The sequence below is a fragment of the Klebsiella sp. HMSC25G12 genome, assembly GCF_001807705.1.
Taxonomy (GTDB): Bacteria; Pseudomonadota; Gammaproteobacteria; order Enterobacterales; family Enterobacteriaceae; genus Klebsiella; species Klebsiella variicola.
Genome location: NZ_KV789904.1, coordinates 25,853 through 47,503, shown reverse-complemented (window position 1 = coordinate 47,503; position 21,651 = coordinate 25,853). Strand labels below are relative to the sequence as shown.

Genomic DNA, 21,651 nt, shown 5'->3' with positions numbered 1-21,651 from the left:
CAATTATTCATCTGCAGGTCGATAAAATATGCCAATCATGAAGTCAGTGCGCTGGTAGCTGTTAAGCCAGGGGCGGTAGCGTCGCTGAAACCGCTATCTGTAGCGCGAAAGAGACGATGGTGAAACGGCTGCTTGTATCGACTGACCTGAGGTGAGCATCATCATCAGGTGTCTAACATAAGCATCTGGTGTCTATTGAAGGTGGTCAGGATAGGCTGCTGATATTGCCTGTGCATTAACTTTCCCGCCTCGTCCATAGCCTGGACGATAAAATTCGCCTACATTGTGAGCTGGGCAGATGTTATAAGGGTGATAAGCAGCTTAGGGTAAATGTACTCGCCTCGTCGGTGTTGCCCAGTGAAGTCTGCTGGTGCCGCGAGCGCTTTCTATCTTGGTATTCCCCTCATTCTCATTGAGATACGACAGCGGGGCTGAAAATGGATCTTGTACAATGATAAAAATTGCGCGCATTGCCGTGACGCTGGGGTTGCTTTCCTCTCTGGGAGCCCAGGCTTACGCGGCTGGGTTAGTGGTAAATGACAACGATTTGCGAAATGACCTTGCCTGGCTTTCCGACCGTGGGGTCATTCATCTGAGCCTGTCGACGTGGCCGCTGAGCCAGGAAGAGATCGCCCGGGCGCTGAAAAAGGCCAAACCTTCCTATTCTTCTGAGCAAGTGGTCCTGGCTCGTATTAACCAGCGACTGTCTGCCTTAAAAGCCGATTTCCGGGTTACCGGTTATACTTCAACCGACCAGCCGGGCACTCCGCAGGGGTTTGGCCAGACGCAGCCGGCAGATAACTCGTTAGGCCTGGCATTCAACAACAGTGGCGAGTGGTGGGATGTACACCTCCAGGGCAACGTTGAAGGGGGAGAGCGGATCAGCAACGGATCGCGCTTCAACGCCAACGGTGCCTACGGCGCGGTAAAATTCTGGAACCAGTGGCTCTCCTTTGGTCAGGTTCCGCAGTGGTGGGGACCGGGCTATGAAGGTAGCCTGATCCGCGGGGATGCGATTCGGCCGATGACCGGCTTCCTGATGCAGCGGGCAGAGCAGGCGGCACCAGAAACCTGGTGGTTGCGCTGGGTGGGTCCATGGCAGTACCAGATCTCCGCCAGCCAGATGAATCAATATACTGCGGTGCCCCATGCCAAAATTATCGGCGGACGCTTCACCTTTACACCGTTTCAGTCATTAGAATTAGGCGCATCGCGTATTATGCAGTGGGGCGGGGAAGGGCGTCCTGAATCATTCAGCAACTTCTGGGATGGGTTAACCGGTAAAGACAATACCTCCGCAAACGATCCCAATGAACCGGGCAACCAACTTGCTGGATTCGATTTTAAGTTCAAACTCGAGCCGACTTTGGGCTGGCCGGTGAGCTTCTACGGGCAGATGATCGGCGAGGATGAGTCTGGTTTCCTGCCTTCAGCAAATATGTTCCTCGGCGGGATTGAAGGGCACCACGGCTGGGGGAAGGATGCGGTTAACTGGTACGTGGAAGCGCATGATACGCGTACCAATATGAGCCGGACGAATTACAGCTATACCCACCACATCTATAAAGATGGTTATTACCAACAAGGGTATCCACTGGGCGATGCGATGGGCGGAGATGGCCAACTCATTGCCGGTAAGGTTGAGCTTATTACCGAAGATAACCAACGCTGGAGCACGCGCCTGGTGTACGCCAAAGTTAACCCGGAGAACCAGTCTATTAATAAAGCGTTCCCTCATGCTGATACCCTCAAAGGTTTACAGCTTGGCTGGAGCGGAGATGTTTATCAGTCGGTCCGCTTGAATACTTCACTGTGGTACACCAACGCTAACAACAGCGACAGCGATGACGTTGGGGTCAGCGCAGGGATAGAGATACCGTTTAGTTTATAAGGCTGAATGCTGAAAATAGAGGAGAGAGGGTGGTAGCGCTGCAGGATGCAGTCAGTTTTATCTCTCCACAAGCCGGCAGGTAAGCAACGGCGATGACAGCTGCTCAGGAATTGGCAAATTTTGATTTACTGATGATGTGACATTATGAAGAAAAAAATTGTTAGATTTTCGGCGTTAGCATTGGCAATTGGGTTTTTATCGGGTTGTACTATTATCCCTGGTCAGGGATTAAACAGTCTGCGCAAGAATGTGGTTGAGCTTCCGGATAGCGACTACGATCTGGATAAACTGGTGAACGTGTATCCGATGACACCAGGCCTGATCGATCAGCTTCGTCCGGAAACTGTTCTGGCTCGTCCAAACCCGCAGCTTGATAATTTACTGGGGAGTTATGAGTATCGCATTGGGGTGGGCGATGTACTGATGGTCACCGTTTGGGATCACCCGGAACTGACGACACCTGCAGGTCAATACCGTAGCGCCAGTGACACCGGTAACTGGGTTAATTCCGATGGTACCATTTTCTATCCTTATATTGGTAAGGTGCAGGTAGCGGGAAAAACTCTCGCTCAGGTACGACAGGATATAGCCAGTCGATTAACTACATACATTGAAAGTCCTCAGGTAGATGTAAGCGTTGCGGCCTTCAGATCTCAAAAAGTATATGTGACTGGTGAAGTTGCAAAATCAGGCCAACAGCCAATTACCAATATTCCCTTAACGGTGATGGATGCAATAAATGCTGCTGGCGGATTATCAGCAGACGCTGACTGGCGTAATGTTGTATTAACCCATAACGGTAAAGACACAAAAGTCTCACTATATGCATTAATGCAGAAAGGGGATTTGACCCAAAATCATCTGCTATATCCAGGCGATATTCTTTTTGTGCCGCGTAATGACGATCTAAAAGTATTTGTCATGGGCGAAGTAGGTAAGCAAAGCACAATGAAGATGGACAGGAGTGGGATGACATTGGCGGAAGCTCTGGGTAATGCGGAAGGTATGTCACAAGCTTTCAGTGACGCCACTGGTGTGTTTGTCATTCGTCAGATTAAAGGTGATAGTCAGGGTAAAATTGCTAATATCTATCAGCTTAACGCTCAGGATGCCTCGGCAATGGTGTTAGGTACAGAATTCCAGTTACAACCGTATGATATTGTTTATGTCACTACAGCACCATTGGTTCGTTGGAATCGCGTGATTTCTCAACTGGTTCCAACAATTTCCGGCGTGCATGACATAACTGAAACCGTTAAGTTTGTCAAGGATATGAAATAATGTTTGAATCTATTCTTGTCGTCTGTACGGGAAACATCTGTCGTTCTCCGATTGGTGAACGTTATCTCCGTAAGATGATGCCAAATAAAATAGTGGATTCTGCAGGAACGGGTGCACTAATTGGTCACGGTGCGGATTTAACGGCAATAAAGGTAGCAGAAGCACATGATCTATGCTTGGAAGGACATAAAGCACGGCAATTAACATCATCAATAGCAAGACAATACGATCTGATTCTTGTAATGGAACGTTCACATGTCGAACAAATTGGAAGCATTGCGCCTGAAGTTCGAGGGAAAATAATGTTGTTTGGTCATTGGCTTGATAGAAAAAACATTCCAGATCCCTATAAAAAAAGCGAGGAAGCATTTGAACTCGTTTATAAATTAATTGAACAGGCGGGTAGCCTGTGGGCTTCGAAGTTAGCTTCATAATTCAGGAACAATTAATATGTCTTCTGCTACAAGTAAGAATATTTTGAAAGATGATGATGAAATGGATTTAGGTAAATTAATCGGTGAGCTAATAGATCATCGAAAATTAATCATAGCCATTACATCCTTCTGTACCTTAATTTCTCTGGTCTACGCAATATTTGCAACGCCCATTTATCAGGCAAATTCCTTGATTCAGGTTGAACAAAAACAAGGGAACGCAATTTTAAGTAACCTTAGTCAAATGCTACCAGATAGTCAGCCGCAGTCAGCCCCTGAAATATCATTGATTCAATCAAGAATGATTTTGGGTAAAACTGTTGATGATTTAAATTTACAAATTATGATCAAGCAGAATTACTTTCCTATTTTTGGTCAGGGTTTTGCTCGGTTATTAGGTGAAAAGCCAAGCAATATTGAGGTAACTCGATTATATGTTACAAATGCAAATGATGATGTAACGCAGTTAGAATTAAAAATTAAAGACGGGGAACATTATCAAATAAAATATGATGGTGCGGTATTTAATGGGCGCGTTGGAGAATTACTTGAAAACAAACAATTGGCAATAAAAGTCAATGATATATCAGCTAAGCCAGGCGATACATTTACTATTTATTATTTCAATCGTCTGAAAGCTATAGCTGATTTACTTGATAATCTGAATGTATCTGATCAAGGGAAAGATACGGGTATATTATCAATCTCCTATACGGGAGAGAATCCGCAACTGATCAAAAACATCGTAAATAGCATAAGTGAAAACTATTTGGCTCAAAATATATCTAGGCAAGCGGCTCAGGATGCTAAGAGTTTAGACTTCTTAAATATACAGTTGCCGAAGGTAAGAAATGATCTTGATATAGCTGAAAACAAGCTCAATGCATATCGGCGACAAAGTGATTCGGTTGATTTATCTTTAGAGGCTAAAGCAGTTCTGGATCAGATAGTCAATGTGGATAATCAATTAAATGAACTGACATTTAGAGAATCAGAGATATCTCAATTATATACTAAAGAGCATCCAACATATAAAGCTTTAATGGAGAAAAGAAAAACTCTGCAAGAAGAAAAGCTTAGATTAAATAAGAAAGTATCGTCAATGCCCGAGACGCAACAAGAGATCCTAAGGTTGAGTCGTGATGTTGAATCTGGTCGAGCTGTTTATATGCAGTTACTCAATAGACAGCAAGAGTTAAATATAGCAAAATCCAGTGCAATAGGAAATGTACGGATCATCGATGACGCTGTAACGCAACTAAAACCAGTTAAGCCTAAAAAAATATTGGTTGTTATTATAGGTTTTATTCTAGGGCTTAGTATTGCTATAGGTGTTGTGTTCTTGCGAATCATGTTACGTCGGGGAATTGAAACACCAGAGCAGTTGGAAGAAATCGGCATAAATGTGTATGCAAGTGTGCCCGTTGCTGAAAGTTTGGTGAGCAATGATCGATCAATAAAAAATATAAGGAAAAAAATTACTCATAAGGAATATACGGGGTTATTAGCCACAACGAATCCTGCTGATTTAGCTATAGAAGCAATTCGTGGGCTTCGAACTAGTTTGCATTTTGCAATGATTGAAGCTCGAAATAATATCTTGATGATATCAGGTGCAAGCCCAAATGCGGGTAAAACATTCATTAGTTCGAACTTAGCAGCTGTTGTAGCTCAAACGGGAAAGAAAGTATTGTTTATTGATACCGATATGCGAAAAGGATATGTGCATAAGGTGTTTGATGTTGAAAATGATAATGGTCTATCTAACTATTTGTCAGGAAAACTTGGTTTAGAAGCTACCCTAAAAAAAATTCCAGAAGCGGGCTTTGACTTTATTTCGCGTGGTGTTGTTCCTCCAAATCCTACCGAATTATTAATGCATCGTAGAATGGAAGAAATGCTGAAGTGGGCCAGCCAAAATTATGATTTAGTTATATTAGATACTCCACCAATACTTGCCGTTACCGATGCGGCAATTATAGGGCATTATGCAGGAACTACACTGCTAGTTGCACGTTTTGAGCTAAATACAGTTAAAGAAATGGATGTGGCGTTCAAACGATTTGAACAAAGTGGCATAGTCGCAAAAGGATGTATACTTAACGGTATACTGAAAAAGGCAAGTAGTTATTATGGATATGGCTACAATCATTATGGTTATTCATATAAAGATAATACATAATGTACTGAGGCATTGGCCTGAAATAAAAATCAAGGCCAATGTTTTCCTTGGATTTGGAATATTCCCAAATACATGATTTTTTATATAAAGAGAGATTATAATGACTCTTACCGGGAAGAATATTATAGTTAGTGTGGCACTAGCATTATCTGACCTTTTAAGCTTCATATTTTCAGCTTACATTGCTTTAGGAATTATGAGGTTTATTTCAAGTGAATATTATATAGTAATATCAAAAGATGACATAGCCGCTTGGATTTTGCTACATTGGTTGCTTGGTGGATGCTGCGTTGCATGGTTTTCTATTAGATTAAGACATTATTTTTACAGAAAAACCTTTTGGTTTGAATTGAAAGAAATATTGCGGACATTAATTATTTTTGCAACTATTGAGATTGCTGTTGTAGCATTTACATCTTGGTCATTTCCCCGCATACAATGGCTTATTACTTGGCTTATTGTACTCTTTCTGGTCCCTATAGCACGGATGTGTACAAAATGGATTATAGATTATTTTGGGATGTGGAGCAGAGATACATGGATTATTGGAAGCGGGCAAAATGCTGTTGAAGCATATAAGGCCATAAGTAGTGAAAAAAACTTGGGTTTGGCAATTGTGGGTTTTCTGCGGTGTGGTACAGAGAACAAGGTTGACAATATATTCACAAATATACCTGTAGTAAATGATAACCAAGAGTGGTTATTGACAAAGGATAGAAGAACGCAATTTATCGTTGCAGTCGAATCAACACAAAGTGATGTTCGAAATGCGTGGTTGAGGAAATTGATGATTAAAGGATATCGATATGTTTCTGTTATTCCAACATTGAGAGGGATGCCTTTGGATAGCACAGATATGTCATTCATTTTCAGTCATGAGGTCATGATATTCAGAGTGCAACATAATTTAGCAAAACTCTCATCCAGAATAATTAAAAGAACGTTCGATATAATCGGATCTTTAGGGATTATAATTATTTTATCACCGTTACTCATATACATTAGTAATAAAGTTAAAAAAGACGGTGGGCCATCTATTTATGGTCATGAACGAATAGGTAAAGGAGGTAAGCCTTTCAAATGTTTGAAGTTTCGTTCTATGATTGTTAACTCGAATGAGGTACTTTCAAGAGTCTTGGAAACTGACCCCGAAGCAAAAAAAGAATGGGATTTAACGTTTAAGTTAAAAAAAGATCCAAGAATAACAAAGATTGGCGCTATATTGAGACGCACAAGTCTAGATGAGTTACCGCAGCTATTCAATGTATTGCGTGGGGAAATGAGTTTGGTTGGTCCTCGTCCAATAATTAGAGCAGAATTAGAACGATACAATGATGAAGTAGATTATTATCTGCTGAGTAAGCCAGGAATGACTGGTTTATGGCAGGTAAGTGGTCGAAGTGATGTCGATTACGAGACACGAGTATATCTTGATGCTTGGTATGTAAAAAATTGGTCAATGTGGAATGATATTGCAATTTTATTTAAGACCATAGGGGTTGTCTTGAAAAAAGATGGGGCATATTAATCATTTCTATTATTTTGAAAAAATAAGGTTAATATGAAGTTAAATAAATCATTTATCGTTTCATTTTCTGGATTGATGATAGCTCCGATTCTTGGAGTTCTGATATCTATATTTCAATTGAATAAAAAAAATGCAAAGTATTGTATTTTAATTTTATCGATATTTGTTTTCTTTATTACTATAAAAATACCACCATATCAAGATCTTTATCGGCGGTATTTAGTAACTTACCTACAATATACAAGTAATACAACATTGAGTGATGCTTTATACGGTCACATTGATGTTTTGTTTTATTTTAACGCTTGGGCTTTTTTTAATCTAGGAATTCCATTTTATTTTATTCCAGCTATCTACAGTGCGCTTTCCGTATATTTTGTAATGATATCAGCTTCAAGCATATGGTTAAAAGATGAGGGCATAAGTAAACAACGATTCTTGATACTTTTTTTTGCGGTTTTTTCTTTCATCGATGTTGTAATGATCGCATCCACCCTTCGCTTTGGTTTCGCGGTGGCATTAATGTTAAGAGGTGTAGTGCTTTACTCAACCCAAAAAAAAGGAAAGGGAGCAGTATATATAATACTATCCTGCCTGTGTCATGCATCAATGTACTTAGTAGTTGTTGCATTTATAGCTTCTTGTTTTTATAAGATGTCCAAAAAGCAATGCATTATATTTTCTATTATTTTTTTTGTAATGAGCAGTACACTGGTACCAGTTATCCTATCACATGTTAATCTTGGAGTTGTCAATGATTACTTCATAAATGGTTATGTAGATAGTGATTTTGCTAATGTTACTGATGATAGTCATACATTGTTATTACAATTGTATAAATATGGTTTATTCGTTGTTTTGACAGTTATTTACTTTAAAAATGATGGTGTCAATACTAAATATGATAATTTCGTTCGGCATCTTATCGCTATTTCATTCGTTATGGCTATATCAATAACTGCGTTGAATCGATATTTAATCGGTATATCTATACAGTTTGTAATGTTTGGTGCGTTTGTTATTAATGGTAGTTATTGGCTAAGGAGTATTATTAAACCAATGATTGTTGTTATATTGCTTTTCAACATTACTTTTATCAATATTTATTTGGAAAGACGTCAAATACAAATGGCAAGATTATGGACTGGACTATATTTACCTCCTGCAGTTTTACTATACTATAATATGGACCAGTTTAATAATTATCTTTCAGAATTAGACTCTGATGGAAACTGGGTTAAAAACAAACTGGGTGGTAAATAAAGTCTTTTTGAATTAACTTACGTAAATGGATATATATGAATATTATAGCTTGTATGGTAGTTAAGAACGAAGAAGATATTGTTGAGAAGACCATATTAAGTGCATTACATTGGGCGACAAAGATAATCATAATGGATAATGGGAGCACTGATAGTACGCTTGCTATTATTAAGGAGTTAACTAATAAATATGATAAAGTAACTCTTTGGGGCGTATATAGCGGTGGTTTTAGAGACTCAATCCGTGCCATAGTATTTAATGATTATTCATATTTGTGCAATAATGAAGCATGGTGGTGTCGACTTGATTCTGATGAAATATATATCGATGATCCACGCGACTTTTTGTCTGAATGTCCACGGAAAGTTGATCATGTCTATTCAGCAAGCTTCCAGTATTACTATACGAAGAAGATGATTGACATGGAAGAAAAGGACGAATCGTATATCTCCTTGCCAATTGAAGAACGACTGAAATATTACTTATGTGATTGGTCAGAAATAAGGTTTGTAAGAATAACCCCTCAAACACTTTGGCCGCTAAACTTTGCTAATCCTTTGTTTTTGAATGAACCCTATCAAAAGCGTATAAGACTAAAACATTATCAATATCGTAGCGCAAGGCAGATGAGGTCTCGACTTTTATTAAGAAAGCCAGAAGAAAACAAGAAACTTTTTTCACACGAACTACGGAAAAATAAAATTTGGGATGAATCAGAATTGAATTATGATACTGGACAGTATATATATGATGATGCAAAACTTCCTGAAATGAAAAGGCGAAATAAAATATTAAAAGTTGTTTTTTCATTGATAATACACATTTGTAAAGTTAAAAAAATTAGACGCTTTCTGACACCGTCAGCTGAATTAATTCGCTAAAAATAATGAATGGGGTTCTTCAATGAGCGAAACGAGTCTTGTATCGGTTTATATTACTACCCGTAACCGTCCTGATATGTTGGACAGAGCGTTAGCATCATTAACAAAACAAACGTTTAGGAATTTTGAAGTTTTAATTTGTAATGATAACTCGGAAGCTAAATATTTATCTTATTACACGAATGTTATCGAGAAGTATAATAATTCCTTCAACGGATTGGTTTATATTGTAAACGAAAATACTATGGGTGCTTGCTATAGTCGGAATATTTTGATTCATCAAGCAAAAGGAGAATTTGTTACGGGTTTAGATGATGACGATTATTTTTTTCCGGAAAGACTTGAACTTTTTATTTCATTTGGTGAGTTAAATAAATACTCATTTATTTGTGCTAATGTAACCATAGCGTCTACGGAGCGAATTAAGACTCGAGAAGGCGGAATGGTAATATCCTTAGATGAGATGAAAAATTTTAATGCTGTGGGTAATCAAATATTTGTTAAAAAACATATCATTGAGAGTGTCGGTGGTTTTGATACGGATATGCCTGCATGGCAAGATTATGATACGTGGCTAAGAATTATTAATAAGCATGGTGCAGCATATAAACTAAATGCTTGTACAATGTATTTGGATACGGATACATCCAGAAATAGAATAAGCACTACAAGTAAGGCTTATAACGGATATGAAACATTCATAAGGAAACATGCAGGAATTTTGAGTGAACATAACTTGTTAAGCTTAAAGTATATGGATCTGATAAATAGGAAGGTGGAATTTTCAATATTTTGCAAGGAACTTATCGGCGAGTTTAGTCTACAAAAAAGACTACTTAAATATAGGATGCCATACTATTACCCAAGACTTTATTATTTTTATAATAAATATATTAAATAAAAGAATACGAGAAAAGTATGCGTATTAATTTACGAAACAAGGTGTTATCAAACTCAATATGGATGATCCTGGAAAAGGTGATATCAATTTTTGGTTTGATCTTTGTTACATCATATGTTGCCAAATATATTGGCCCTGCAAATTTTGGTAAAATATCATATGTGGCTTCAATTTTTATCATAATTCAAGCTATATGTAACTTTGGCTCAGAATATTTGCTGTTTAGAAGGGTTAGTCAAAATCCGATCTCAGGACGAAGGCTTATTCATTCAACGGCAGTCATGAGGCATTTATTATTTTTCATACTTTCACTAGGGGTGTTATTCTACTTACAAATAAATTCAGACCATGTTACTTTTATTTTCGGAATTGCAACCGCTGTCGCATATTATTTTGCAACAATTGATGTTGTCGCTGTATATAATAATGCTACGTTAAATTCGAAGATAAATACCATTTGCAATGTCATAGGATTGGTTACAAGTTTGCTTATTAGGTATGTCATTGTATTATATAAACTTGATATACTCTTTTTATCGTTACCTATTATATTAGTGACATTGGTGCCTTATCTGTTAAGACGCTATCTTTATAGGAAAGAACACTCTAGAACTCATGGATTCCATAAAGCAAAGTTTAGAAATAAATTAAGATATAGCAGATATATGTTTATGGCGGGTATACCATTAGCTATATCATCTGTATCCGTAATTATCTATGCTAGAATAACCCAATTTGTTATTATGCATTTTGGCGGTGACGCTGAACTTGGGATTTTTTCGGTTGCCAGTCAATTGGCAACTGCATGGATGTTTATAACAACTTCGATAATAACATCTTATTATTCAAAAATTTATGCCGAGAGCAATAAAGATAAAGCAGCACTCATGGTTGCTCGCTTGCATGGTCTGATTTTTATGATCTCTGTATTTGTAATTTTTAATATAGTTTTATTTGGTAAATGGGTTGTTCACATTCTATATGGAGAAGCATATGAAACTGCTTATCCTATAATGCTTATTCTTTGTGTTAACTCTTTATTTTCCGCGATGGTGCCTATTGTAAACAAATACATTGTTTATGACAGCGGGTATGCTTATCTATCAAAGAAAACAGTTGCTGTAGCTGTTGTTACTATTCCAATTGCAATCTTCTTAACGAAGTTGCATGGTGTGGAAGGGGCTGCTTTTAGCACTGTAGTGACAGAATTTCTATCGTTAACAATCTTCAATTACTTCTTTAAATCGGCGGTTGTGCTAAAAATACAAATATCATCCTTAAAACCGTCAACTTATAAAATAGTGAGTAAGTATGAATAATGAAATGACAGTGGCGGTTATAGTACCCGTTTACAATGGTATGTATACAATAGAGCGGGCTATAGCCTCTGTACAAAAACAAACTTATACAAAGTGGCATTTATATGTAATAAACGATGCATCAACTGATAATACTTTAAATATATTAAAGAAATATGATAAAGAGCCAAAAGTAACGATAATTAACCTAAAACGAAATGCCGGAGCAGCAAATGCAAGAAATGAAGCAATAAAATTAAGCGAGGAGAAATATATTGCTTTTTTAGATGCAGATGATGAGTGGCATGACAATAAATTAAGCATGCAAATGGATAGCATTGTAAATGATAATGTTAATGTGGTCTGTTCGTTTTATAATTATATAAAGGGCGAAACTTGCGTAACAATCTCAACAAAATTAAGATATTTGAGCATGGATGATTTTTTGAAGAAAAAGTTTAGAGTTTGCTTTTCTTCTTTAATTTTTAAACGACCTAAAGAGAATATCTTATTTAATAACATGGGGCATGAGGATTTTTATTTTATTTATTTATTGCTTAAAGAGTACAACCTGTTATCAGTACTAAGACAATCTGTTGTCAATTACTATGAAGTATCTGGATCGCTTTCAAGAAATAAGCAGAAAGCAGCGGGATGGCATTATAAGATATTAACTAAAATTTTCAATGGAGAAAAATTGAAAGTATCTATTTATTATATTTATTACGTGTTAAATGGCATTAGATTTACTCTGCAGGTGAAAAGAAAATGAGAAAGATCGCATTTGTTATCGAGAATGCCTATTCATATGCTGGTACCGAAAATGTATGTAATTATATGAGTGAATGCCTTGGAGATCATGCTGACATAACTATTTATTCATTATCGGGAAAAGGCGAGACATTTTATCCTTATAATAAGATTGCAAATCTTAAAAGTTATTCAGGACGTAAAAACAAAATTTTTAATATTATTAAAGATATAAATGAGGAAAAGCCTGATACTGTCTTTGTTATTAGTATGGGGAAATTGAGCGTTTTTTTTATTGTTTTAGCGACATTTTTTTTGAATAAAAATAAAATGAAATTGATTACATGTGAACATGTTTCGCTTGATTCATTTCCTTTTATGGTAAAATTTTTAAAGTATACATTACTACGCCTCTATCATAATGTTGTTGTTCTTACAGAGCGTGATTCGAAAAAGTTGAGTAAATATCATATTAAGAATATAAAAATATCAAATCCACTTAAATATAGATATTATGTTCGAAAGGTTCGTACGAAAATCGCATTAGCTGTCGGTCGCCTAGAAGAACAAAAAGGATTCGATAGGCTATTACCTATATGGCATGATTTCCTACAACTAAAAGATACTGATGGTTGGTTATTATACATTGCTGGAGATGGTTCTAAACGCGCTCAACTCGAGTCTCAGGCAAAGTCACTAAATCTCGAATCAAAGGTCAAGTTTCTTGGTAAGGTGTCAGACATGCCTTCACTTTATAAAGAGTGCGATATATTATTAATGACGTCACGTTATGAAGGTTTGCCTATGGTTTTGTTGGAAGCGAAATCGTGGTCAATGCCGGTGATAGCTTTTGATTGTCCAACTGGCCCTCGCGAAATTATTTCTAATGATGTCGATGGCTTTCTGGCAAGTGATTCAGCTACATTTTTAAATGCGCTGAGAAGCTATACAAATGATGAGACTTATTTCAGAATGAGTAGGAATACTGAGCAAACAGCTGTTGATTTTTCTGAAGAAAAAATCGCTAAGCTTTGGCTTTCTCTCATTTAATGTCGAGTAATCAGTGATATGAAAAAGAAACTATTTAAAGCGGCAGGGTTGCTTAAACAAAATTTAATTAGAGAAATTAAAATAAAAAATAAATATGATATGTATGATGGTTTTATCAAAGAAACATTCGATAACGATGAAATCCCGCTAGATAGAAAATGTGACTCTCTTTTTCAATATATAATGTCAGCATTTTTATATTATTCAGGGGGAGATTACACTCATGTATATTATCCCGGCTATCCCGGGAGTCAAGGGGCAAAGAAAAATGCAATGGAGGGAGTAAGTCGCTTCCTCCCTACAATAGCAGCGTGGCGGCACTTCTCTAATACAAACTCCTTCAAGTCATTAGATGGAAATATGATAGATATTTCGGAGGTTTTGCACCAATCCTTTATCAAAGGTACCAATAAAACTTCGCCAAGTTATTGGGGAGATATAGATGGTGATTCTGATCACAGGATTTGTGAAGCCGCTGATCTTGCACTTGCTTTATGGATTTCTAAAGATTACGTCTGGGTGCGTTATACAATTACGGAAAAAAAACAAATTTCAGACTGGTTTAACCAATGCTTACGTTATAAAGTTATAGATAATAATTGGCTTTTTTTTCCACTAACGATTCAGTTTGTTTTGAAATCATTGACAGGTAATGATCAAATCAATATTAAATATTATCAAAGGATTAAAGAATTTTACAACGATGATGGATGGTTTAAAGATGGTATTGATGGAGGATATGATTATTACAATGCATGGGGATTTTATTACTCATTATACTGGTTAAGTGTTATCGAACCTGATTTTGATAAAGAGTTTATTTCTGCTGCTATTGATAAATTTAATGCAGGATTTCAATATTTTATAGGTCCCTCCGGTGTTCCATTATTCGGGCGTAGTTTATGTTATAGACTAGCGGTTACGGCACCTTTAATAGCGGGGGCCTCTATTGGAAATAGACCCTGCTCAATTGGTCAAATTAAGAGATCATTGAGTTGCAGTTTGTCATACTATATAAAAAATGGTGCTTTACAAAATGGCATTCCGACTCAAGGGATTTTTGCAACGGATGAAAGGTTACTTGATGATTACAGCGGTCCTGGCAGTAGTTTGTGGTCACTACGTGCGCTCAATATTGCCTTTTTTAGTGGACATAATATTGGTTTGTGGGATGCTGAGGAGCAACTTTTACCCGTTGAAATAGGTGACTATATAATTGAAATTGAAGATGTTGGGTTGTGTATTATAGGTGTAAACAAAACAAAGGAAATTGTTGTTATTCATAAAAAAGACTCAGGAAGACAGCATGATTATTTGCCGCCTGACCGGAAATTAGAAAGTATAAGTTTGTTGGCTAGATGTATTCAAAGAATTTTGGGCGTTTCAATGCGAAAATCAGAAGGTTTACTTGAAAAAGGTATAACTTCTTTTAGCTCAAAGCTGAATGGTTTGTTATAAATTAACCAAAGCGTAATATGGAGTTGGCAATGTTTATATTTTCACGGCGACATTTTTTTAGTAGAATTTTACCAGCCTCTCTGTATTTTGCAATTTTTAAAGCAAAACCAAATCATATTAATGAGTTTAATATTCCAGACAATAGCCATCAAGAAGACAATAACAGTCCTTTAGCATCATCATACGAAGTTGGTCCCATTCATATATTAAATTATAGGCAAGTGATTTATTTTGATGGTGGTTTTTATGGTGTGAAAAATGATGTTGTATTGCCATTTGTTACAACTGGCTCTGACCTTGCATCTTGGCATTCTGATTCGAAAAAGTTTTTCTCAATCACTGAGGATGGCAATGAGTTGATTTCTAGGATAAACTATTCGAATATTTTTTTTCTATTAAATGCAAAAAATTCTCAACATATAGTCACAGTTGACGGTTTTTATAGCTCAAATGATGGCGGCCAAGGGGAATGGATTCTTACTGGTAATATAGATAAAGAAAAAGCTGGTATGCATTTCCCAAAAAATGCGACAGCATATAATGCCTTTGGTGTAGAATATCGATTACGTCTGAAAGACCGTACTATTGTCAATCCGAAAATAAATGGCGCCAAAGAGATCTCTGGCATAGAAATTAGTGCTATGTCCTCTGATGGATTCGTTTGTCTAGGAGAGGTTATTAACGGCATTTATAGTACATTACCAGTATTATATCAACCAAACAATAATATTGAATCATCTACAACCTTTAAGGCATTAAAAATCGTTTTATCTGATGGGCTTTACCGTATTGGAAAAGAGTCAATAAAACTAAGAAGTAACATACAGTATGACTTCGGTAAATCAACGATATATGTAAAAGGAAGAGATGCTGGTGTCTATATAAACGAATTGGAGCATTCTGTTGAGGATATTGATGATATCTACAAAAAATGCGGGGAAAGACTGAACTGGGAATCTGTTAGTTTAGGGTTCACTCTTGTCAGAGGCGGGCATTTTATTGGGGACCATGTGCCAGGTACTTATGATGAAGAATGTTCTTCTGGAATTGGAATTTTGGCTTTAAATCCATGGTATTGTTCTTTTGAAGATATTAGGATCGAGAATTTTAGAGTTAATCTGGTTGGAATGCAAGTACGCACAGAAAATGATGGCGTTTTTCCAAATGAAATAATACCTTATATTTCAAATATACTTCCTGAAAAAATTGGTAATTTTTATGGTTGTGTGTTTAAAAACCTATATGTAAGTACTGCACGATATTGTTGTGCTAGACTCCATATTGATTGGTGCCAATGGATAGGCGGAACTATTTCTAATAATGGCCTCTGGGGAAGCTCTAAATCAGGCCAGCAATGCGATTTCTATTTAATTGAAACTGGCCATGGCTTTCATTGTTCTGCAGCTTATCTCAGTATTCCTGCATACAACCCACTGGAGAGAGCTCCAAATAAATCTGTTATTGCTACAGCAGCACGTGGTTCGGTGTATACTGCTTGCTACATGGAGAATACGCCATCATTTATTACGGTTCTTAATAAATGGTGGACAAATGGAAACGAAAAGGGATTTGGTCTAAATATAGATTGCATCGCTTCACAATATCGGCCAGAGAGGAATTATAAATTTCTAACCTTCGAGAAGAATGCTTTTGGGTACTATGGTAAAAATAACTCATGGACCCCCCCAACGGGTTATGCTTCTTATCCCTCAACAAATGGTATTGATTTTTTTCGTTTTGGTAGCCCTTGTCATGATATTGGTGCCTTTAAACATGGTGGGTTTGATTTTAAATATGGTACCTATGGCATTTCATACGAACTTAATGATCAATTTTCAAACCCTCCTGATGTTGATACGATTAGAGGTAATATCGTATCAAAAGAGATGTTTTCCCCTTATGGCTTGATTGTCAGTAATGGTATTCTCAATTTTCCTATTCAATTCCCAGTATTACACAGTAACATTTGTATATGGTTTAAAGACTTATCTAATAACTTTGACCTCAATAATATATCATTGTGGCGACATGGTAATCTTGAACAAAAAAAAACTAAAGGCAATGCTGAATTGTTCGTTTCGATTGGTGAATGTGTTATAGATTATGGTAATGGTTATAAGATGGCCATTCTTCAAAATCTAAAATGGAATAATAATGATGAATTTAATTTAGAAAATCTTTACTCATCACTTAAAATCATTGTTCCAGAAGAGACTCCAATTATATTAAAGGCAATACAAGCATACTCCGGTGGTGTTCCAATATTTCCTATGAATTTGAATTATATTCCAGAGTCTGCTGATAATTGTATCTGGGGTAATATTCATCCTAGCTCCGGTAAAAAACTTGGGTTAATGCAAAATATTGGTGGTGGAATTTTTTTTATTGGCGATATAATTAATCCGTGGATTGGCGTTACAAGCCGGCATGACTTTTATTCGCCTAACATATCTTGGCAGAAGGATGCTGTTTCTACAAACATGCCACGAATAGTTGAGAGTGGTAGTTGTATAGGAATGTTTTTTTGTAAGGTGTTTACTGTTGTTGTTAACAATGTAAATGAAGAACTGAACCTAACAGAAATTACTGTTTCTGCTAAAGATTTACCCTATATTTATGTTGGTGTTCCATTGTGTATTTCATCAACATCAACATCAACATCAACATGTGAAGTGTCAATTTTATCACGCATTATCGAGGACGGAATATTAACAAATCGGTACATTTTGACTGGTATTGTAGGGGAAATCGGTACATTATTAGTTGTCAATCAAAGAATGCTGGCGGCTCGAAAATATGTAGGAGGTTATGCATTCGGTAGTATTGAGATCAATGAAGGACAAATAGATATAGTGAAATCTAAAGATAGAGGCTCAAAGCAGGGGCTAAACTTCTATATGACTGACAATCGGCTGACACCGTCAGCTTCTATGACGGCCACCGAGGATAGTATTCTGTTTAGTGCTGGCAGTTTTTGGTTCAACAATAATATTTGTTTTAGCCCAGATAAGCATTGTGACTTCGCCTCAGCAGATTCTCCGATAGAGAATATATTTGTAAGGAATGCAATTTCAACTGTTGCTGATAAAAATAATATACCTATTATTCGAAATGTCCCCGACAATATCCTCGATATTTGGGGGACAATATCCGCTAAAGCTTATAAATATGATTGGGCTATTCGTCAAAAAGGAGATGATATGGCCCGGTGGCATGTGGGATGGATTGCGCAAGATATAGTTGATGCATTTGCAAAAGCTGGGGAAAATGCTAGTGAATGGGCGCTGGTTGTCTATAATGAATCAAGTTCAATTAATACTCCTTTATTAACTTCTCCTGAGTACACACTCCAGAATAAATTGAAAGAAACATCAGAATGGCGAGTAATATTAGATGAATGTAATGCTATGGAGTTGTTATATCAACGTCGTCAATTGAAAAGACTTTCTGAATTGCTTTGAGTGCTCAATGTTAACGAAGCTAGATAATTTTTTTATGTTTATCGGAATGGCATATTTCGATGTTGATATTTCTGTGTGATTAATTTTATTGTATAGAATTTTGTTATTATTAACAGTGATTCTTTTAATTTGGCTATGCAGTTTTATATAATTAGGTTAATATATACCAGTTATGTGCTGCGTAATAATCGCAGTGACCACACCAGACAGGAGTATGTAATGTCAAAGCAACAGATTGGAGTTGTCGGTATGGCTGTGATGGGGCGCAACCTTGCGCTGAACATCGAAAGCCGTGGTTATACCGTCTCCGTTTTCAACCGCTCCCGTGAAAAGACCGAAGAAGTTATTGCCGAAAACCCAGGCAAGAAGCTTGTTCCTTACTACACAGTACAAGAGTTTGTTGAATCCCTCGAAACACCACGTCGTATCCTGTTGATGGTGAAGGCGGGGGCTGGCACCGACAGCGCCATCGATTCCCTGAAGCCTTACCTCGATAAAGGCGACATCATCATTGATGGCGGCAACACCTTCTTCCAGGACACCATCCGTCGTAACCGTGAACTGTCTGCCGAAGGTTTTAACTTTATCGGTACTGGGGTTTCCGGCGGCGAAGAGGGCGCTCTGAAAGGGCCTTCCATCATGCCAGGTGGCCAGAAAGAAGCCTATGAACTGGTAGCTCCGATTCTGAAGCAGATCGCGGCGGTGGCTGAAGACGGCGAGCCGTGTGTGACCTATATCGGTGCTGACGGTGCGGGCCATTATGTGAAGATGGTGCATAACGGCATTGAGTATGGTGACATGCAGCTGATTGCGGAAGCCTATGCGCTGCTGAAAGGCGGTCTGGCGCTCTCTAACGAAGAGCTCGCGCAAACTTTCACCGAATGGAACGAAGGCGAGTTAAGCAGCTACCTGATCGACATTACCAAAGATATCTTCACCAAGAAGGATGAAGAGGGTAAATACCTCGTCGATGTCATCCTTGATGAAGCCGCAAACAAAGGTACCGGTAAGTGGACCAGCCAGAGCTCACTGGATCTCGGCGAGCCTCTGTCTCTGATCACCGAGTCCGTATTTGCTCGTTATATCTCTTCGCTAAAAGACCAGCGTGTAGCCGCGTCGAAAGTGCTGAGTGGTCCGCAGGCTCAGCCGGCCGGTGATAAAGCTGAATTTATCGAAAAAGTGCGTCGCGCGTTGTACCTCGGTAAAATCGTTTCCTATGCCCAGGGCTTCTCCCAGCTGCGTGCTGCTTCTGATGAATACAACTGGGATCTGAACTACGGTGAGATCGCTAAGATTTTCCGCGCTGGCTGCATCATTCGTGCGCAGTTCCTGCAAAAGATCACCGATGCTTATGCGCAAAACGCTGGCATTGCTAACCTCCTGCTGGCGCCATACTTCAAGCAGATCGCTGATGACTATCAGCAGGCGCTGCGTGATGTGGTGGCCTATGCCGTGCAGAATGGTATCCCGGTACCGACGTTTTCCGCCGCAATTGCCTACTACGACAGCTACCGTTCTGCAGTTCTGCCGGCTAACCTGATCCAGGCTCAGCGTGATTACTTTGGTGCGCATACCTATAAACGTACCGATAAAGAAGGTGTATTCCATACCGAATGGTTGGATTAATTTATATGTTTGATTAAATTTAAGGCCCTGATTTTGACAGGGCCTTATAATTTGAGTGCTTCATACACTTCCTGTTTTGTTAATTAGCTTTTTTGTGTATTTATGGATTATTATATTTAGTACGGATATTACTAATTAATTCATTCCATGACTACTTATCGTTCTCCAGTTAACTGATTAAAGTGTAATCTCATGAAAATTACTATTTCCGGTACAGGTTATGTTGGTTTATCGAACGGTGTCCTGATTGCGCAAAACCACGAAGTGGTGGCCCTGGATATCGTACAGGCCAAAGTGGATATGCTGAACCAGAAGATCTCTCCGATTGTCGATAAAGAGATTCAGGAATATCTGGCAGAAAAACCGTTAAATTTCCGTGCTACCACGGACAAGCACGACGCCTATCGTAATGCCGACTACGTGATTATTGCGACGCCGACCGATTACGATCCCAAAACCAACTACTTCAACACCTCTACAGTGGAAGCGGTTATTCGCGATGTCACAGAGATCAACCCGAACGCGGTGATGATCATTAAATCGACCATCCCGGTGGGGTTCACCCGTGACATCAAAGAACGTTTAGGGATTGATAATGTTATTTTCTCTCCTGAGTTCCTGCGTGAAGGCCGTGCGCTGTACGACAACCTGCACCCGTCGCGCATTGTCATTGGTGAGCGCTCTGCGCGTGCCGAACGTTTCGCAGACCTGCTGAAAGAAGGCGCGATCAAGCAGGATATCCCGACCCTGTTTACCGACTCCACTGAAGCGGAAGCGATCAAACTGTTCGCGAACACCTATCTGGCGCTGCGCGTTGCCTATTTCAACGAGCTCGACAGCTATGCTGAAAGCCAGGGGCTGAACAGCAAGCAGATTATCGAAGGGGTATGTCTGGATCCGCGTATCGGCAACCACTATAACAACCCGTCCTTTGGCTATGGCGGCTACTGCCTGCCGAAAGATACCAAGCAGCTGCTGGCGAACTACGAATCGGTCCCGAACAATATCATCGCGGCTATCGTCGATGCTAACCGTACCCGTAAAGACTTTATCGCGGATTCTATTCTCGCCCGTAAGCCGAAAGTGGTGGGTGTGTATCGCCTGATCATGAAGAGTGGTTCGGACAACTTCCGTGCCTCTTCTATTCAGGGCATTATGAAGCGCATCAAGGCGAAAGGTATTCCGGTTATTATCTATGAACCGGTGATGCAGGAAGATGAGTTCTTCAACTCCCGCGTCGTGCGCGATCTGGATGCCTTCAAACAAGAAGCGGATGTGATCATCTCTAACCGTATGGCGGAAGAGCTGGCGGATGTGGCGGACAAGGTATACACCCGCGATCTGTTTGGCAACGATTAATTCTGCCTGTCTGAGACTGGCGGTTCCCTGCCGCCAGTGTTCTTCTTTATCTCCCCGTTATATCCCTCACTCCGCGTATTTCTCGCACATTCAGATTAGCCTCAATAAATTGTGATGGACATTACGATCCTGCTCAAAAGCCGTTGCGGGTTGAAAACAGGTCCGATAAGTTAAACTTACCTTGTGAAGAGCTACCGTCACTGTGATGTAGATGCCGGAGATAAGCGCCGGGAGGTAAAACAAAGCCTGCAACGCAGGCTTTTGTTATTTATGCCCTATGGAAATATG

The 21,651-nt window shown here is 38.6% G+C and carries 15 protein-coding genes and 1 pseudogene; 15 read left to right on the top strand and 1 reads right to left on the bottom strand.

Features of this window, described 5'->3' with window-relative positions:
* Nucleotides 1–35 precede the first annotated feature (35 nt).
* A pseudogene (locus tag HMPREF3096_RS31915) lies at nt 36–104 on the bottom strand (hypothetical protein); the annotation flags it as partial.
* Between the two features lie 347 nt (nt 105–451).
* On the opposite strand from HMPREF3096_RS31915, the gene HMPREF3096_RS17510 reads away from it, so the two are divergent.
* The 15 genes from HMPREF3096_RS17510 to ugd all read left to right on the top strand — a co-directional run bounded on the left by HMPREF3096_RS17510 (nt 452) and on the right by ugd (nt 21,363).
* A complete protein-coding gene (locus HMPREF3096_RS17510) occupies nt 452–1,891 on the top strand; it encodes a capsule assembly Wzi family protein (RefSeq protein WP_064144553.1) in 1,440 nt (479 codons plus the stop codon).
* Nucleotides 1,892–2,035: 144 nt separating this feature from the next.
* The gene (locus HMPREF3096_RS17505) at nt 2,036–3,172 is read left to right on the top strand and encodes a polysaccharide export protein (protein ID WP_064144552.1); all 1,137 of its coding nucleotides are present in this window, start codon (nt 2,036–2,038) and stop codon (nt 3,170–3,172) included.
* The gene (locus HMPREF3096_RS17500) at nt 3,172–3,606 is read left to right on the top strand and encodes an arsenate reductase/protein-tyrosine-phosphatase family protein (protein ID WP_040185265.1); all 435 of its coding nucleotides are present in this window, start codon (nt 3,172–3,174) and stop codon (nt 3,604–3,606) included. Before HMPREF3096_RS17505 ends, HMPREF3096_RS17500 begins: the two co-directional genes overlap by 1 nt.
* Before the next feature lie 16 nt (nt 3,607–3,622).
* Nucleotides 3,623–5,788 carry a polysaccharide biosynthesis tyrosine autokinase gene (locus HMPREF3096_RS17495; protein WP_070544534.1) on the top strand — a complete coding sequence of 722 codons (2,166 nt, stop codon included), beginning with the start codon at nt 3,623–3,625 and terminating at the stop codon, nt 5,786–5,788.
* A gap of 100 nt (nt 5,789–5,888) precedes the next feature.
* Nucleotides 5,889–7,316, top strand: a complete 1,428-nt coding sequence (gene wbaP, locus HMPREF3096_RS17490) for an undecaprenyl-phosphate galactose phosphotransferase WbaP (RefSeq protein WP_064144550.1) — start codon at nt 5,889–5,891, stop codon at nt 7,314–7,316.
* A 33-nt stretch (nt 7,317–7,349) separates the two neighbouring features.
* Entirely contained in the window at nt 7,350–8,579 is a 1,230-nt protein-coding gene (locus tag HMPREF3096_RS17485; protein ID WP_023307298.1) for an EpsG family protein, read from the top strand.
* A gap of 35 nt (nt 8,580–8,614) precedes the next feature.
* A complete protein-coding gene (locus HMPREF3096_RS17480; protein ID WP_053075659.1) occupies nt 8,615–9,460 on the top strand; it encodes a glycosyltransferase in 846 nt (281 codons plus the stop codon).
* A 22-nt stretch (nt 9,461–9,482) separates the two neighbouring features.
* Nucleotides 9,483–10,361 (top strand): glycosyltransferase, encoded by an 879-nt coding sequence (locus tag HMPREF3096_RS17475; RefSeq protein WP_023280333.1) that lies wholly within the window; start codon nt 9,483–9,485, stop codon nt 10,359–10,361.
* Nucleotides 10,362–10,378: 17 nt separating this feature from the next.
* Nucleotides 10,379–11,680, top strand: a complete 1,302-nt coding sequence (locus HMPREF3096_RS17470) for a flippase (RefSeq protein ID WP_023307299.1) — start codon at nt 10,379–10,381, stop codon at nt 11,678–11,680.
* The gene (locus tag HMPREF3096_RS17465) at nt 11,673–12,431 is read left to right on the top strand and encodes a glycosyltransferase family 2 protein (RefSeq protein WP_023280331.1); all 759 of its coding nucleotides are present in this window, start codon (nt 11,673–11,675) and stop codon (nt 12,429–12,431) included. The genes HMPREF3096_RS17470 and HMPREF3096_RS17465 overlap by 8 nt, the downstream gene beginning before the upstream one ends.
* Complete coding sequence (locus HMPREF3096_RS17460) at nt 12,428–13,459, top strand: glycosyltransferase (protein ID WP_023280330.1); 1,032 nt, start codon at nt 12,428–12,430, stop codon at nt 13,457–13,459. Before HMPREF3096_RS17465 ends, HMPREF3096_RS17460 begins: the two co-directional genes overlap by 4 nt.
* 18 nt (nt 13,460–13,477) lie before the next feature.
* Nucleotides 13,478–14,917: a DUF2264 domain-containing protein gene (locus HMPREF3096_RS29535; RefSeq protein WP_074184595.1), complete on the top strand. Its 1,440-nt coding sequence runs from the start codon at nt 13,478–13,480 to the stop codon at nt 14,915–14,917.
* Nucleotides 14,918–14,946: 29 nt separating this feature from the next.
* The gene (locus HMPREF3096_RS30525) at nt 14,947–18,378 is read left to right on the top strand and encodes a tail fiber domain-containing protein (protein ID WP_176747752.1); all 3,432 of its coding nucleotides are present in this window, start codon (nt 14,947–14,949) and stop codon (nt 18,376–18,378) included.
* Nucleotides 18,379–18,597: 219 nt separating this feature from the next.
* Complete coding sequence (gndA, locus tag HMPREF3096_RS17450) at nt 18,598–20,004, top strand: NADP-dependent phosphogluconate dehydrogenase (RefSeq protein ID WP_000043542.1); 1,407 nt, start codon at nt 18,598–18,600, stop codon at nt 20,002–20,004.
* Nucleotides 20,005–20,196: 192 nt separating this feature from the next.
* Nucleotides 20,197–21,363 carry a UDP-glucose 6-dehydrogenase gene (gene ugd, locus HMPREF3096_RS17445; protein WP_000704907.1) on the top strand — a complete coding sequence of 389 codons (1,167 nt, stop codon included), beginning with the start codon at nt 20,197–20,199 and terminating at the stop codon, nt 21,361–21,363.
* Nucleotides 21,364–21,651 lie beyond the last annotated feature (288 nt).

Excerpts from the sequence above, each read along its gene's own strand:
- HMPREF3096_RS30525 (WP_176747752.1), top strand. The coding sequence starts at position 14,947 with ATGTTTATATTTTCACGGCGACATTTTTTTAGTAGAATTTTACCAGCC.
- gndA (WP_000043542.1), top strand. The coding sequence starts at position 18,598 with ATGTCAAAGCAACAGATTGGAGTTGTCGGTATGGCTGTGATGGGGCGC.
- HMPREF3096_RS17470 (WP_023307299.1), top strand. The coding sequence starts at position 10,379 with ATGCGTATTAATTTACGAAACAAGGTGTTATCAAACTCAATATGGATG.
- HMPREF3096_RS17495 (WP_070544534.1), top strand. The coding sequence starts at position 3,623 with ATGTCTTCTGCTACAAGTAAGAATATTTTGAAAGATGATGATGAAATG.
- HMPREF3096_RS29535 (WP_074184595.1), top strand. The coding sequence starts at position 13,478 with ATGAAAAAGAAACTATTTAAAGCGGCAGGGTTGCTTAAACAAAATTTA.
- HMPREF3096_RS17510 (WP_064144553.1), top strand. The coding sequence starts at position 452 with ATGATAAAAATTGCGCGCATTGCCGTGACGCTGGGGTTGCTTTCCTCT.
- HMPREF3096_RS17505 (WP_064144552.1), top strand. The coding sequence starts at position 2,036 with ATGAAGAAAAAAATTGTTAGATTTTCGGCGTTAGCATTGGCAATTGGG.
- HMPREF3096_RS17485 (WP_023307298.1), top strand. The coding sequence starts at position 7,350 with ATGAAGTTAAATAAATCATTTATCGTTTCATTTTCTGGATTGATGATA.
- HMPREF3096_RS17475 (WP_023280333.1), top strand. The coding sequence starts at position 9,483 with ATGAGCGAAACGAGTCTTGTATCGGTTTATATTACTACCCGTAACCGT.
- HMPREF3096_RS17480 (WP_053075659.1), top strand. The coding sequence starts at position 8,615 with ATGAATATTATAGCTTGTATGGTAGTTAAGAACGAAGAAGATATTGTT.
- HMPREF3096_RS17500 (WP_040185265.1), top strand. The coding sequence starts at position 3,172 with ATGTTTGAATCTATTCTTGTCGTCTGTACGGGAAACATCTGTCGTTCT.
- HMPREF3096_RS17465 (WP_023280331.1), top strand. The coding sequence starts at position 11,673 with ATGAATAATGAAATGACAGTGGCGGTTATAGTACCCGTTTACAATGGT.
- wbaP (WP_064144550.1), top strand. The coding sequence starts at position 5,889 with ATGACTCTTACCGGGAAGAATATTATAGTTAGTGTGGCACTAGCATTA.
- HMPREF3096_RS17460 (WP_023280330.1), top strand. The coding sequence starts at position 12,428 with ATGAGAAAGATCGCATTTGTTATCGAGAATGCCTATTCATATGCTGGT.
- ugd (WP_000704907.1), top strand. The coding sequence starts at position 20,197 with ATGAAAATTACTATTTCCGGTACAGGTTATGTTGGTTTATCGAACGGT.